The 14254-nt window shown below is 62.1% G+C and carries 13 protein-coding genes; 12 read left to right on the plus strand and 1 reads right to left on the minus strand.

The features are described 5' to 3' along the window. Positions 1 to 118 precede the first annotated feature (118 nt). The 12 genes from pheA (at position 119) to ACQ4WZ_RS20285 (ending at position 12551) form a co-directional block, all read left to right on the plus strand. On the plus strand, positions 119 to 1189 hold the full coding sequence (gene pheA, locus ACQ4WZ_RS20230) for a prephenate dehydratase (RefSeq protein WP_101484904.1): 1071 nt from the start codon (positions 119 to 121) through the stop codon (positions 1187 to 1189). Between the two features lie 128 nt (positions 1190 to 1317). Beyond that, positions 1318 to 2424 carry a histidinol-phosphate transaminase gene (gene hisC / locus ACQ4WZ_RS20235; RefSeq protein ID WP_101484243.1) on the plus strand — a complete coding sequence of 369 codons (1107 nt, stop codon included), beginning with the start codon at positions 1318 to 1320 and terminating at the stop codon, positions 2422 to 2424. Between the two features lie 4 nt (positions 2425 to 2428). Continuing rightward, entirely contained in the window at positions 2429 to 3337 is a 909-nt protein-coding gene (locus ACQ4WZ_RS20240) for a prephenate dehydrogenase (RefSeq protein WP_101484244.1), read from the plus strand. An 18-nt stretch (positions 3338 to 3355) separates the two neighbouring features. Next, complete coding sequence (gene aroA, locus ACQ4WZ_RS20245) at positions 3356 to 4711, plus strand: 3-phosphoshikimate 1-carboxyvinyltransferase (RefSeq protein ID WP_133993793.1); 1356 nt, start codon at positions 3356 to 3358, stop codon at positions 4709 to 4711. 16 nt (positions 4712 to 4727) lie between these two features. Further along, the gene (gene cmk, locus ACQ4WZ_RS20250; protein WP_101484246.1) at positions 4728 to 5396 is read left to right on the plus strand and encodes a (d)CMP kinase; all 669 of its coding nucleotides are present in this window, start codon (positions 4728 to 4730) and stop codon (positions 5394 to 5396) included. Positions 5397 to 5511: 115 nt separating this feature from the next. Beyond that, positions 5512 to 7224, plus strand: a complete 1713-nt coding sequence (gene rpsA / locus ACQ4WZ_RS20255; RefSeq protein ID WP_071650172.1) for a 30S ribosomal protein S1 — start codon at positions 5512 to 5514, stop codon at positions 7222 to 7224. Positions 7225 to 7241: 17 nt separating this feature from the next. Next, the gene (locus tag ACQ4WZ_RS20260; protein ID WP_008446215.1) at positions 7242 to 7547 is read left to right on the plus strand and encodes an integration host factor subunit beta; all 306 of its coding nucleotides are present in this window, start codon (positions 7242 to 7244) and stop codon (positions 7545 to 7547) included. A 235-nt stretch (positions 7548 to 7782) separates the two neighbouring features. Beyond that, positions 7783 to 8085 (plus strand): LapA family protein, encoded by a 303-nt coding sequence (locus tag ACQ4WZ_RS20265; protein WP_077400759.1) that lies wholly within the window; start codon positions 7783 to 7785, stop codon positions 8083 to 8085. A gap of 46 nt (positions 8086 to 8131) precedes the next feature. Next, entirely contained in the window at positions 8132 to 9307 is a 1176-nt protein-coding gene (gene lapB, locus ACQ4WZ_RS20270; RefSeq protein ID WP_101484247.1) for a lipopolysaccharide assembly protein LapB, read from the plus strand. Between the two features lie 82 nt (positions 9308 to 9389). After that, positions 9390 to 10757, plus strand: a complete 1368-nt coding sequence (locus ACQ4WZ_RS20275) for a UDP-glucose dehydrogenase family protein (protein WP_133993791.1) — start codon at positions 9390 to 9392, stop codon at positions 10755 to 10757. Further along, a complete protein-coding gene (gene rfaE1 / locus ACQ4WZ_RS20280; protein ID WP_101484249.1) occupies positions 10754 to 11707 on the plus strand; it encodes a D-glycero-beta-D-manno-heptose-7-phosphate kinase in 954 nt (317 codons plus the stop codon). Before ACQ4WZ_RS20275 ends, rfaE1 begins: the two co-directional genes overlap by 4 nt. Positions 11708 to 11882: 175 nt before the next feature. Beyond that, positions 11883 to 12551: a ComEA family DNA-binding protein gene (locus tag ACQ4WZ_RS20285; RefSeq protein WP_436574352.1), complete on the plus strand. Its 669-nt coding sequence runs from the start codon at positions 11883 to 11885 to the stop codon at positions 12549 to 12551. 93 nt (positions 12552 to 12644) lie between these two features. On the opposite strand, the gene ACQ4WZ_RS20290 is transcribed toward ACQ4WZ_RS20285, so the two are convergent. Continuing rightward, complete coding sequence (locus ACQ4WZ_RS20290; protein ID WP_436574353.1) at positions 12645 to 14210, minus strand: phospholipase D family protein; 1566 nt, start codon at positions 14208 to 14210, stop codon at positions 12645 to 12647. Positions 14211 to 14254 lie beyond the last annotated feature (44 nt).

The raw sequence follows: 14254 nt of genomic DNA on the forward strand, positions 1-14254 counted from the left end.
CGGCAACACGCCTAGCCCTGATCATTTTGTCCGGTATTCTCATGAATAAGCGCGCCGGCCCGCCGCCGGCGCAGGCCGTGCGGCCATGATTGAAGTACAGCTGACGAAACAAACAACCATGACCGATAAATTGAAACCGCTGCGCGAACAGATCGATGCGATCGACGCGCAAATCCTCGAGCTGCTGAACCGCCGCGCGCAAATCGCCCAGCAAGTGGGTCACGTGAAGGCCGAAACGCAGGCGCCTGTGTTCCGCCCCGAGCGCGAAGCGCAGGTGCTGCGCGGCGTCGCCGAGCGCAATCCCGGCCCCATGGGCGACCGCGAAGTGCAGACTATCTTCCGCGAAATCATGTCGTCCTGCCGCTCGCTGGAAAAGCGCGTCACCGTCGCCTACCTGGGCCCCGCCGGCACCTTCAGCGAACAGGCTGTCTATCAGCAGTTCGGCAGCGCCGTCGAAGGCTTGCCGTGCGCATCCATCGACGAAGTGTTCCGCTCCGCCGAGGCGGGAACGGCGGACTTCGGCGTGGTGCCGATCGAAAATTCCTCGGAAGGCGCCGTCAACCGCACGCTCGACATGATGCTGCAGACTAGCCTCATCATCAGTGGTGAAGTCGCCATTGCCGTGCACCACAGCCTGATGACGAAGAGCGGCAACATGGACGGCGTGACGTCCATCTGCGCCCATTCGCAGGCGCTGGCGCAGTGCCAGGTGTGGCTGAACCAGAATTACCCCCACATCGCGCGCCACGCCGTGGCCTCGAACGCCGAAGCGGCCCGTATGGCCGGAGAAGATGGCACGGTGGCGGCAATCGCCAGCGAACTGGCGGGCGCGCAGTACAAGCTGGGCGTGGTCAAGGGCCATATCCAGGACGACCCGCACAACCGCACGCGCTTTGCCGTCGTAGGGACCTTGCAGACGGCGCCGTCGGGCAAGGACCAGACGTCACTGGTGCTGGCCGTGCCGAACAAGGCGGGCGCCGTGTACCAGTTGCTGGCGCCGCTGGCGAAGCATGGCGTGTCGATGACGCGCTTCGAGTCGCGCCCGGCGCGCATGGGCAGCTGGGAGTATTATTTCTATGTCGACGTGGAGGGCCATGTGCACGACCCTGCCGTCGCTCAGGCGCTGGCCGAGTTGCAAGGCAATGCGGCGTTTTTCAAGGTGCTGGGGTCGTATCCGGTCAGTCTGTGACGCCGACGGTGGTGTCGGATTACGGCTTGCAGCCTAATCCGACCTACAATAAGCCGTAGCTTGGGTTAGCGCAGCGTAACCCAACAACAGCCACCAGCCTAATCATTCACCAACTTTTAAAGAACACCATGTCTAAAAATATCGGTCCAGAATACGTCCGCGCCATCGCCCCTTACCAGAGCGGCAAACCGATCGCGGAAGTCGCGCGTGAATTCGGCCTCGATGAGGCAGCCATCGTCAAGCTGGCATCGAATGAAAACCCGTACGGCATGCCGGAATCGGCCAAGCAGGCAATGATCGCCGCCATCGATGACCTGGGCCGCTACCCGGATGCCAACGGCTTTGACTTGAAAGCCGTGCTGTCGAAGCGCTATGACGTGCCGGCAGACTGGATCACTCTGGGCAACGGCAGCAACGACATCCTGGAAATCGCCGCGCACGCCTTCGTGCAGCATGGCCAATCCGTGGTGTACTCGCAGTATTCGTTCGCCGTGTACGCGCTGGCCACGCAAGGCCTGGGCGCGCGCCACATCGTCGTGCCGGCGCAAGCTTACGGCCATGACCTCGACGCCATGGCGGCGGCGATTGCCGACGATACGCGTTTGATCTTCATCGCCAACCCGAACAATCCGACCGGCACCTTCCTGACCGCAGCGCAGCTCGAAGCGTTCCTGCAGAAGGTGCCGCAGCACGTGGTGGTGGTGCTCGATGAGGCCTACAACGAATTCCTGTCGGCCGACGACCAGTACGAATCGACGGCCTGGGTGCGCCAATATCCGAACCTGGTTGTCTCGCGCACTTTGTCGAAGGCTTACGGCCTGGCCGGCCTGCGCATCGGCTTCGCCATTGCCCAGCCGGTGCTGACGGATTTGATGAACCGCATCCGCCAGCCGTTCAATGTCAATTCGCTGGCGCAGGCCGCCGCCATCGCTGCCCTGAACGACAAGGCATTCCTGGAGCAAAGCGCGCGCAACAATGCGGCCGGCTACCAGCAGTTTACGGAGGCGTTCACGCAGCTGGGCCTGGAATTCGTGCCGTCGCACGGCAATTTCGTGCTGGTGAAAGTGGGCGATGACGACGGCGCCGGCGCCAGAGTCAACCTGGCGCTGCTGAAACAGGGCGTGATCGTGCGCCCCGTGGGCAGCTACGGCTTGCCGCAATGGCTGCGTATTTCCATCGGCCTGCCGCAGGAAAACGCCATCTTCATCGCCGCGCTGACGAAAGCGCTGGCCTGACGATATGACGACGCCTGCATTGAACAAGGTAGTTATCTTTGGCGTAGGCCTGATCGGCGGCTCGTTCGCGCGCGCCTTGAAGCATGCGGGCGCGGTGACCAAGGTGGTCGGCATGGGCCGCTCGCCGGCATCGATGGCGCGCGCCCTGGAGCTGGGCATCATCGACGAGATCGGCGGCGACATGGCGCAAGCCGTTGCCGGCGCCGACCTGGTGCTGCTGGCCGCGCCCGTGGCGCAGACGGGCGCCATCCTGGCGTCCATCGCGCCGCATTTGCAACCGGGCACCATCGTCACCGATGCGGGCAGCACGAAAAGCGACGTAGTGGTGGCCGCGCGCGCAGCGCTCGGTGGCAAGGTGGCGCAATTCGTGCCCGGCCACCCGATCGCGGGACGCGAGACGAATGGGCCTGACGCGGCCATCATCGATCTGTATCAAGGCAAGAAAGTGGTGCTCACGCCTCTGGCAGAAAATAGCGCCGCCGATGTGGAACGGGTGGCGGCCGCGTGGCGTGCCTGCGGCGCCATCCTGCGCAACTTGAGCCCCGAAGAACATGACAAGGTGTTTGCCGCCGTCAGCCATCTGCCGCATTTGCTGGCCTTTGCGCTGGTCGACGACATCGCCAAAAAGTCCCACGCGGGCCTGCTGTTTCAATACGCGGCCAGCGGCTTTCGCGACTTTACGCGCATCGCCGGCTCATCGCCGGAAATGTGGCGCGACATCAGCCTGGCCAACCAGCCGGCGCTGCTGCAGGAACTGGATGCCTACCTGGCGCAGTTGACCACCTTGCGCGCACACCTGGCGGCCAACGACGGCGCCGCCATCGAGGGCGTGTATGCGAACGCCCAGCACGCGCGGCAGCAATGGATCGAGGCGATTGAAACGGCGGAAATTCCTGCCGCGCCCGCACAATAAATACTCAAGGATTCCAGCATGACCCAGACCAAGCACTACCCTCACCATATCGATCTGAAACCGGTGATGCACGCCGAAGGCACGGTGCGTTTGCCCGGCTCGAAAAGCATTTCCAACCGCGTGCTGCTGCTGGCCGCGCTGGCCAAGGGCACGACGAAAATCATCGACTTGCTCGCCTCCGACGACACCTTTGTCATGCTCACGGCACTGACTTCGCTGGGCGTCAAATGGACACAGGATGACATGACGGGCGACCCGGCCACGGCCCACCAGGTGCACCACGTGGAAGGCTGCGGCGGCGTCTTCCCGCACCACGAGGCCGACCTGTTCATGGGGAACGCCGGCACGGCGATCCGCCCGCTGACGGCGGCGCTGGCCGTCATCGGCGGCGACTACACCCTGCACGGCGTGTCGCGCATGCACGAGCGCCCCATCGGCGACCTGGTCGACGCGCTGAACGCCGTCGGCACGCAGATTGAATACACGGGCGAGCAGGGTTTCCCACCGCTGCGCATCCGCCGCGGCCACATCCACGCCCAGCGCATCGCCGTGCGCGGCAATGTGTCGAGCCAGTTCCTGACGGCCCTCCTGATGGTGGCGCCGCTGATGGCGCGCGACCATGCGGTGACCATCGCCGTAACGGGCGAGTTGATCTCGAAGCCGTACATCGAGATTACGCTGAACCTGATGCGCCGTTTCGGCGTGACGGTCGAGCATGACGGCTGGCAGTCGTTCACCGTGCAGCCGGGCCAGCAATATCAAAGCCCGGGCACCATTCACGTCGAAGGCGACGCTTCGTCGGCCTCGTATTTCCTGGCGGCCGGCGCCATCGGCGGCGGTCCCGTGCGCGTGGAAGGCGTGGGACGCGACAGCATCCAGGGCGACGTGCGCTTCGTCGAAGCCTTGCAGCAGATGGGCGCTACCATCACCATGGGCGAGAACTGGATCGAAGCCCGCTCGAACGGCGTCCTGAAAGCCGTCGACATGGATTTCAACCACATTCCCGACGCGGCCATGACTATCGCCGTGGCCGCCCTGTACGCAGATGGTACTTCGACCTTGCGCAATATCGCCAGCTGGAGGGTGAAGGAAACGGACCGCCTGGCCGCCATGGCAACAGAGTTGCGCAAGCTGGGCGCGGAAGTGGAAGAGGGTGCCGACTACCTGCGCGTGACGCCGCCGGCACAGATTCTTGCCGCCACCATCGACACGTATGACGACCACCGCATGGCCATGTGTTTCTCGCTCGCCTCGCTGGACGGCGCCGCGCGCCGTGGCAATGAAATGCGTATTAATGACCCGAAATGCGTGGCCAAGACCTTCCCCGAGTATTTCGCCGCATTCGCGGGGATTGCCAAAGATACCTTGATTTAATTAATTTTTTAACACTATGTCAACCTCCAACATTCCAGTCATCGCCATCGATGGACCCACCGCTTCTGGCAAGGGCACGGTGGCGCACCGCGTGGCCGACAAGCTGGGCTTTCATTACCTGGATTCGGGCGCGCTGTACCGCCTGACGGCCCTGACGGCGCTGCGCCGCGGCACGGACTTGCGCGACGAGCATGCGCTGGCCAAGCTGGCCGAGCACTTGCCCTGCCATTTTGCAGGCGGCGAAATCCTGCTGGCGCAGGAAAACGTTACCGAGCAGATCCGTGCCGAAGAAGTGGGCAACACGGCGTCGAAAATTGCAGTTTTGCCAACCGTTCGGCATGCGCTGGTGGGCTTGCAGCTGGGTTTTCGCAAGACGCCGGGCCTGGTGGCCGACGGGCGCGACATGGGCACGGTGATCTTTCCGCATGCCCCATTGAAGGTATTCCTCACGGCCAGCGTCGAGGCGCGCGCGCAACGGCGCTACAAGCAATTGATAGACAAGGGTTTTTCTGCTAATATGGAAGACCTTCTGATGGATTTGCAGGCGCGGGACGAACGTGATACTCACCGTGCGATTGCGCCGCTGGTCCCCGCGGAAGGGGCGCATGTCCTCGATACGTCGGAAATGACGGCAGATGTTGCCGTTGAAACCGTGTTGAAATGGTATGCCGCCGTAACAAAATAGCGTCTTTTTGCTATGTGGTGCCCGTGACGGCCCCTGGCCAGTCCGGGTGTGTCAAAAACCTAACCCAGTTTAAGTCGCATGGTGCGATCTCTGCTGGTTAACTTGTGTGAACCCTATGTCTACTGTTACAACTAACGAATCTACCGGTATGGAAAGTTTTGCTGCGCTCTTCGAGGAATCGTTGTCGCGTCAAGATATGCGCTCCGGCGAAGTTATTTCCGCTGAAGTCGTGCGCCTCGACCACAATTTCGTGATCGTGAACGCTGGCCTCAAATCCGAAGCATTCATCCCTGTCGAAGAATTCAAGAACGACCACGGCGAACTGGAAGTCAAAGTTGGTGACTTCGTTTCCGTGGCGATCGAATCGCTGGAAAATGGTTTCGGCGATACCATCCTGTCGCGCGATAAAGCCAAGCGTCTGGCTTCGTGGCTGGCTCTGGAAAAAGCGATGGAATCGGGCGAAATCGTCGTCGGTACCGTCAATGGTAAAGTCAAAGGCGGTCTGACCGTGTTGACCAACGGCATCCGCGCATTCCTGCCGGGCTCGCTGGTTGATACCCGTCCTGTCAAAGACACCACCCCATTCGAAGGCAAAACCCTCGAATTCAAGGTCATCAAACTGGACCGCAAGCGTAACAACGTGGTTCTGTCCCGCCGCGCCGTCATCGAAGCTTCGATGGGCGAAGAGCGTCAGAAACTGATGGAAACGCTGAAAGAAGGCACGGTCGTGACCGGCGTCGTCAAAAATATCACCGACTACGGCGCGTTCGTGGATCTGGGCGGTATCGATGGCTTGCTGCACATCACCGACCTGGCATGGCGCCGTGTACGTCACCCGTCGGAAGTACTGACGGTTGGCCAGGAAATCACCGCCAAAGTCCTGAAATACGATCAAGAGAAAAACCGTGTTTCGCTGGGCGTGAAACAACTGGGCGACGATCCTTGGACCGGTCTGTCCCGTCGTTACCCACAAAGCACCCGTCTGTTCGGTAAAGTAACGAACCTGACCGACTACGGCGCATTCGTGGAAGTGGAACAGGGTATCGAAGGTCTGGTACACGTTTCCGAAATGGACTGGACGAACAAAAACGTTGCTCCTAACAAAGTTGTCCAACTGGGCGACGAAGTAGAAGTGATGGTTCTGGAAATCGACGAAGAGCGTCGTCGTATCTCGCTGGGTATGAAACAGTGCAAAGCCAACCCTTGGGATGACTTTGGCGTTACCCACAAGAAGGGCGATAAAGTCCGCGGCGCGATCAAATCGATCACCGACTTCGGCGTGTTCATCGGCCTGGCCGGCAACATCGACGGTCTGGTGCACCTGTCCGACCTGTCCTGGACCGAAACCGGCGAAGAAGCCGTGCGTCGCTTCAAGAAAGGTGACGAACTGGAAGCCATCGTTCTGGCCATCGACGTTGAGCGCGAGCGCGTTTCCCTGGGCGTCAAGCAACTGGAAGGTGACCCATTCAACAACTTCGCAGCCATGAACGACAAAGGCTCGCTGGTAACCGGTACCGTTAAATCGGTTGAGCCTAAAGGCGCCGTGATCCAACTGTCCGAAGAAGTTGAAGGCTACCTGCGCGCTTCCGAAATCTCGCGCGACCGCGTTGAAGATGCTGGTACGCACCTGAAAGTCGGCGATACCGTCGAAGCAATGGTGTTGAACATCGACCGCAAAGCCCGTGGTATCCAACTGTCGATCAAAGCGAAAGACAATGTTGAAACCCAGGAAGCCATGCAGAAGATGGCAGCTACCGACAACAACGCAGCTTCGGGCACCACCAGCCTGGGCGCCTTGTTGAAAGCTAAGTTCGATAACAAGAACTAAGACTGCGGATACGGCAGATGACAAAGTCCGAGCTGATCAACCGCCTCGCTGAGCGTTATTCTCAGCTGGTGGCGAAAGATGCGGAGTATGCCGTCAAGACCATTCTCGATGCGATGACCAACGCCCTGGCGACCGGTCAGCGTATCGAGATCCGCGGTTTTGGCAGTTTTGCCCTGAACAGCAGGCCCCCGCGCATCGGTCGCAACCCGAAATCCGGCGACAAGGTGATGGTTCCTGAAAAACGGGTACCCCACTTCAAACCGGGCAAACAGTTGCGCGAGCGGGTGGACGCGATGGTCGGGCAACCGATTATCGAGGATTAATCGTCTGCTGGAAGGCGACATAAAGAGCGGCGTCCTTGGATGCCGCTTTTTTTTGTTAATATGCTGAGAATACCTGACATAAGCTACTGCGCGTCGCGCTTTGCGGCCTGCGATGCTCACCGTACTCAAGTACGGTTGCGCTTCTTGGCCACAAATCACTGACGCTCGCTACGCTTCTGCCAGGCATTCCAAGGTTGTGCCATACGGGCATTTTTTGTACTTTCTGGGCGTATCGATGAAAATCATCTCCACCATCGTTGGCTGTGTTCTTTTCGTCTTGTTCTTCAGTTTTGCGCTGAAGAATGCGCAGGTTGTCGACCTGCATGTTTTCCTCAATTATGAAATTCGCGGCCCCCTGGTCCTGATGCTGCTGGGCTTTTTTGTCGCCGGCGCCAGCCTGGGCGTCCTGGCCCTGACGCCGACCGTGTTTCGTCACCGCCGCGAAGCAAGCAAGCAAAAAACCACCATTGCCGCGCTGCAAACCGTTGGCGTGGCCAGCAATGTCCAACCGCAACCGGACAGCGTGAGCGCGCAGTAAGCGGCGCCATCGCTCCTATCTCTCTTACTCGAATAAAAACAATCGCATGGATTTTGAACTCTGGTGGCTCTTGGGTATCCCGGTGTTTTTCGCGTTGGGCTGGATTGCCGCGCGTGTTGACATTCATCAACTGGTGTCCGAATCGCGCAGCCTGCCGCGCAATTACTTCAAGGGCTTGAATTTTCTGCTTAACGAACAGCATGACAAGGCCATCGATGCCTTCATCGAAGTCGTCAAGCTGGACCCGGAATCGGCCGATATGCACTTTGCGCTGGGCAACCTGTTCCGCCGCCGCGGCGAGACGGAGCGCGCCATCCGCGTGCACCAGAACCTGCTGGCGCGCCCGGACTTGCCGGTGGAACAGCAAGGCCACGCCGCCTACGAGCTGGGCATGGATTACCTGAAGGCAGGCTTGCTGGACCGCGCCGAAGAAACCTTCAATAGCCTGATCGACACGCAATATGCGGCCCAGGCGCGCCGCGCGCTGCTGGAAATTTACCAGCGCGAAAAGGAATGGCCCCGCGCCATCGAAGCGGCCGTGGGCTTGCAGGAAGCGGGCGCCGGCGCGCGCCAGAAGGAAATCGCCCAGTTTTATTGCGAACTGGCGCATGACGCGCTGGTGCACATGAAGCCGGACGACGCCATGCCGCTGCTGGAAAAAGCCCTGCTGACAGACCGCAAGAGCGTGCGCGCCACCATCCTGACGGGCGACGTGCTGCTGGCGCGTGGCGACGTGGAAGGCGCGCTGACCACCTGGCGCCGCGTGGAGCAGCAAAGCGTGCCGCACGTGGCCCTGGTGGCGCAGCGCCTGATGGATGGCTACACCAAGGTGGGGCGTGCGCAGGAAGGCGTCAATCTGCTGCGCTCCTACCTGGAAGAGGCGTCGTCGATCGACCTGATCGAAGTCGTCTTCAAGGCTGTCATCGAACTCGACGGCGTGGAAGCGGCGAAGCAGCTGGTCAGCGCCGAGCTGCGCCGCACGCCGACCTTGCTGGGCCTGGACAAACTGCTCGAGGCGCGCATGATGGATGCGCCGGCCGCCATCTGGTCCGAGCTGTCGATGGTGAAGAACCTCGTGCATGGCTACACGCAGAAGCTGGCCCGCTACCAGTGCAGCCACTGCGGCTTCAAGGCACGCCAGTTCTACTGGCATTGCCCGGGCTGCAACAAGTGGGAAACCTACCCGCCACGCCGCACGGAAGAATTGAATGTCATGAACTGATCAATCGTACACGCCACCTTGCCCCGCGCAACGTGGCGTGTACTCGTATGTAACACCTATATTTCAGAAATACGGCACAACCATGAAAATCACCATTATCGGCACGGGCTATGTGGGCCTCGTGACGGGCGCCTGCCTGGCGGAGCTGGGCAACGATGTTTTTTGCCTCGACCTGGACGCACAGAAGGTAGCCTTGCTCAACAGCGGCGGCATCCCCATCCATGAACCGGGGCTGGAAGAAGTCGTGGCGCGCAACCGCGCCGCCGGCCGCATGACCTTTTCCACCGACGTCGAGGCCGCCGCCGCGCACGGCGTGATGCAATTCATCGCCGTCGGCACGCCGCCCGATGAAGACGGCTCGGCCGACCTGCAATACGTGCTGGCGGCCGCGCGCGGCATCGGCAAGTACATGAAGGACTTCAAGGTCATCGTCGACAAGTCCACCGTGCCCGTTGGTACGGCCGAAAAAGTGCGTGCCGCCATCCAGGGCGAACTGGACGCGCGTGGTGTTGCCGCCACGTTCTCGGTGGCGTCGAATCCGGAATTCCTCAAGGAAGGCGCGGCCGTCGAAGACTTCATGCGACCGGACCGCATCGTCATCGGCGTCGATGCCACACCGGATGGCGAGCGCGCGCGCGAATTGCTGAAAATCCTGTACGCGCCGTTCAACCGCAACCACGAGCGCACGTACTGGATGGATGTGCGCTCGGCCGAATTCACGAAGTATGCGGCGAACGCCATGCTGGCTACGCGTATTTCCTTCATGAATGAACTGGCGAACCTGGCCGATAAGGTGGGTGTCGATATCGAGGCCGTGCGCCACGGCATCGGTTCCGACCCGCGCATCGGCCACAGCTTCCTGTACGCGGGCTGCGGCTATGGCGGTTCCTGCTTCCCGAAAGACGTGCAGGCGCTCGAGCGCACGGCACGCGGTTACGGGCAGGAGTTGCTGATCCTGCGTGCCGTCGAAGCCGTCAACGACCAGCAGAAGCAGGTGCTGGGGCGCAAAGTGGTCACTCGCTTCGGCGAAGATCTGACGGGCCGGCATTTCGCCGTGTGGGGACTGGCCTTCAAGCCGAATACAGACGACATGCGCGAAGCGTCGGCTCGCGTCCTGCTGGCCGACTTGCTCGGTCGCGGCGCCACGGTGGCCGTGTACGACCCCGTCGCGATGGCCGAGGCACGCCGCGTGCTGCAACTGGACTTGACGCCGGAGCAACTGGCAAGGGTGCGCTTTGCCGACAGTTCGAAGGATGCGCTGCAGGACGCCGATGCGCTGGTCATCGTGACCGAATGGAAAGCCTTCCGCAGTCCCGATTTCGAGCAGGTCAAGGCGCGCCTGAAGCAGGCCGTGATCTTTGACGGACGCAACCTGTTCGAGCCGGCCGTCATGGCCGAGAATGGCATCGAATACCACGGGATCGGTCGCTCGATCCTGACACGCGCATGAGCGCCCACGAGGTGGCAGCCTTGACGGCGCCGGCCGCGCTGGCCCAGGTGCGCCTGCTGGTGGTGGGCGATGTGATGCTGGATCGTTACTGGTTCGGCGACGTCAGCCGTATTTCACCGGAAGCACCGGTGCCCATCGTGCGCATCGAGAAGCGCGAGGAGCGCCTGGGCGGCGCTGCCAACGTGGCACGCAACGCCGCCGCGCTGGGAGCGAAGACGAGCCTGCTGGGCGTGGTCGGAGACGACGAGGCCGGCAGCCAGGTCGAGCGTCTGCTTGAGGGGGGCGGCATACACAGCTATCTGCAGCGCGACGCGGCCATTTCCACCATCATCAAGCTGCGCGTGATCGGCCGCCAGCAGCAGATGCTGCGTATCGACTTCGAGGATGCACCCAGCGATACGGTGCTGCGCGACAAGCTCAAGCAATTCAATGCGCTGCTGCCGCACTACGACGTGGTGATCCTGTCGGACTATGCCAAAGGCAGCCTGGTGAATGTGGCCGAGATGATCAAGGCTGCCAGGGCCGCCGGCAAGATCGTCATGGTCGACCCGAAAGGTGATGATTTCAGCCGTTATGCAGGAGCGTCAGTACTCACTCCGAACAAGTCCGAATTGCGCCGCGTGATCGGTAACTGGAATACGGAAGAGCAATTGACGGAGCGCGCGCAGCAGGTGCGCGCGCAACTGGGCCTGGAAGCCTTGCTGCTGACCCGCTCGGAAGAGGGCATGAGCCTGTACACGGCCGATGAGGTGTTGCACATGCCTACCGATGCGCGCGAAGTATTCGACGTCTCGGGCGCGGGTGATACGGTGATCGCCACCATGGCGGCCATGCTGGGCGCCGGCATGGGCCTGGGAGACGCTGTGCGTACGGCCAACCGGGCCGGCGGCATCGTCGTCGGCAAGCTGGGCACGGCCACCGTCACCCGCGAAGAGCTGTTCCCGCAGTAATCGCCGCTGTATTCCACATCTTGCCTGCGCCGGCCGTTTGATCTGGCGCAGGTTGTCCCCTTCTTCCGCTGTCCCGTCTTGTCAACCGTATCACGCCCCAGCCGTTAAAGCCGTTAAGGCGCTGTTCCTCCCTTGCGTTCGAGTCATCTTGAAACCACACCACGGAGAGATACCCATGTTCAAAAAAATACTGCTGGCCATCGTCACCCTGATCGCGACGATGGGCTTTGCCTTTGCCCAGGTCGATGTCAACAAGGCGGACCAGGCGGCACTCGACAGCGTCAAGGGCATCGGCCCCGTCACGTCGAAAGCCATCGTCGATGAACGCGCCAAGGGCGGCGCCTTCAAGGATTGGGCTGATTTCGAAAGTCGCGTGAAGGGCATCGGCCCGAAAAGTGCCGTGAAACTGTCGGAAGCGGGCTTGCAGGTGAATGGCCAGGCCAAGTCCGGCGCGCCAGCGGCCCCGGTGGCGAAAGCTGCCCCGGCAAAAAAGGAAGCTGCTGTGAAGGAAGTTGCAGCGAAAGAAGCCGCACCGAAGCCAGCTGCTGCGACCGACACCGCTGTGGCGCCAGCCAAGACAGCCGCTGAAACGAAGAAAGAAGCTGCTGCCGCGAAGAAAGAAGCCAAGGCCGCCGCTGCAGCTGCCAAGAAAGAAGCCGCCGCCGCCAAGGCTGCCGCTCCTGCCGCCGCAGCCGATGGCGCCGCGCCGGTGAAGAGCGCTGCGGAAGCGAAGAAGGAAGCTGCCGCGGCCAAGAAAGAAGCGAAGGCTGCCGCCGCTGCCGCGAAGAAAGAGGCGAAGCTGGCTGCCGCTGATGCGAAGAAGGCTGAAGCCGAGAAAAAGTAAGCGTGTTGCTGTAAAGCGTGTTGCGTGGTGGTGCCGCGCAGCACGAGAAGAAAACCCCGCGTGGTACCGGCCGCGCGGGGTTTTTTTATGCGCCTACAACTGTGACTCGATCGGCAGCCAGCGCATCACGGACACCAGCATGCGGCGCCAGAAGCCCGCTTCGGGATCGTGCGTCCACACCTTGGCGGGCTCTTCGGTGGCGTCGGACCAGCGCAGGGCGCCGTTGTCGAGGAATACACGATAGCTGGTATCGCTAGCCGTCGAGTGCAGGAACAGCGTGCGCATGTCGGCCGCCAGCGCGGCATCGTCGAACAGCACGCCCATCTCCGTGTTCAGCTGGGCCGAGCGGGGATCGAGGTTGAAGGAGCCGACGAAGCCCCGCTGGCCATCCACCACCACGGTCTTGGTATGCAGGCTGGCGCGGCTCGAACCCATCAGGCTGATGCGCTTGCGGTGCAGGGTCTTCAATTCAAACAGGTCCACGCCCCCGCCCAGCAGTGCTTCGCGGTAGCGCGCATAGCCCGCGTGCACGAGGGCAACGTCGGTGGCGGCCAGCGAGTTGGTCAGCACCTGGACCTTGACGCCGGCGGCCACCTTCTCGGCCAGGGTCTGCGTCAGCGCCTGGCCGGGCACGAAGTAGGGCGAAGTCAGCAGCGCTTCTTCACGCGCCTGCGTCAACAGGGGTAGCAAGCTGTGCATGAGCCAGTGCTCGCTGCGCTGCAAACTGGCCACGGGCGCAGCTTTTTCCGGCGGATCCGACAATACTTGTACCTGCGCGCTCCAGTGCAGGCGCAGGCGGCCATCCAGGTGGGCCTGCAACTGGCCCGCATCGGTCAGTTGCCGCAGGTAGGGCGAGGCGCCCAGTTCGCCCGTCAGCGCATCGAGGCGGGCGCGCACACCCTGCAGTTCCGCAGCGCCCGCGTTTTTGCCGGCATGCAAGGCGCCGATGGGGATGACGGCGCGGCTGTTCCAGAAGCGGTCGAAGATGTCGCTCGTCTGCTGCACGGCGGGCCCCACCAGCAGCAAGTCGGCATCCTGGAAATTGACTTGCTCGGCGGCATCGAAGTATTCATCGCCGATATTGCGCCCGCCGACGAGGGCGACCCTGCCGTCGACGATCCAGGCCTTGTTGTGCATGCGCCGGTTCAGGCTGACGGCGCGCAAGGCCATTTCCACGGCGCGCAGCCAGATGCCATCGCGGTTGCGGCCCGGATTGAAGATGCGCACGTCGATCAGCGGATGGCTGTCGAGCGCGAGGATGGCGGCGTCCTGGCCTCGCGCGTTGATATCGTCGAGCAACACGCGCACGCGCACGCCGCGGTCTGCCGCGCGCAGCAGTTCGCGCACCAGCAGGCGTCCCGTGACGTCGTTGTGCCAGATGTAGTACTGCAGGTCGATGCTGCGGCCCGCCTCGCGCGCGCTCAGGGCGCGCAGGGCGAACGCTTCGAGATTGTCGTCGATCAGGGCCGTGCCGCTTTGGTCCGGGCGTTGCGCCAGCTGCGGCGCCAGCACGCGGTCGAGCAGGGTGGCGTCTGCAGCGACGGGCAAGGCTGCTCCCGGTGCGCCCAGCGACCGTTCGGCGAAGCGCCCATAGCTGTACAGGGCGGCGATGCTGAGCAGGGCAAACAGCGTGGCCAGCAGCAGCAGTTTGACGAACATGCGGCGCACCGTCAGCGGACCGCGCGCTTGGTACGGCGTGCGGT

Source organism: Janthinobacterium darwini (assembly GCF_051380905.1).
Lineage (GTDB): Bacteria > Pseudomonadota > Gammaproteobacteria > Burkholderiales > Burkholderiaceae_D > Janthinobacterium.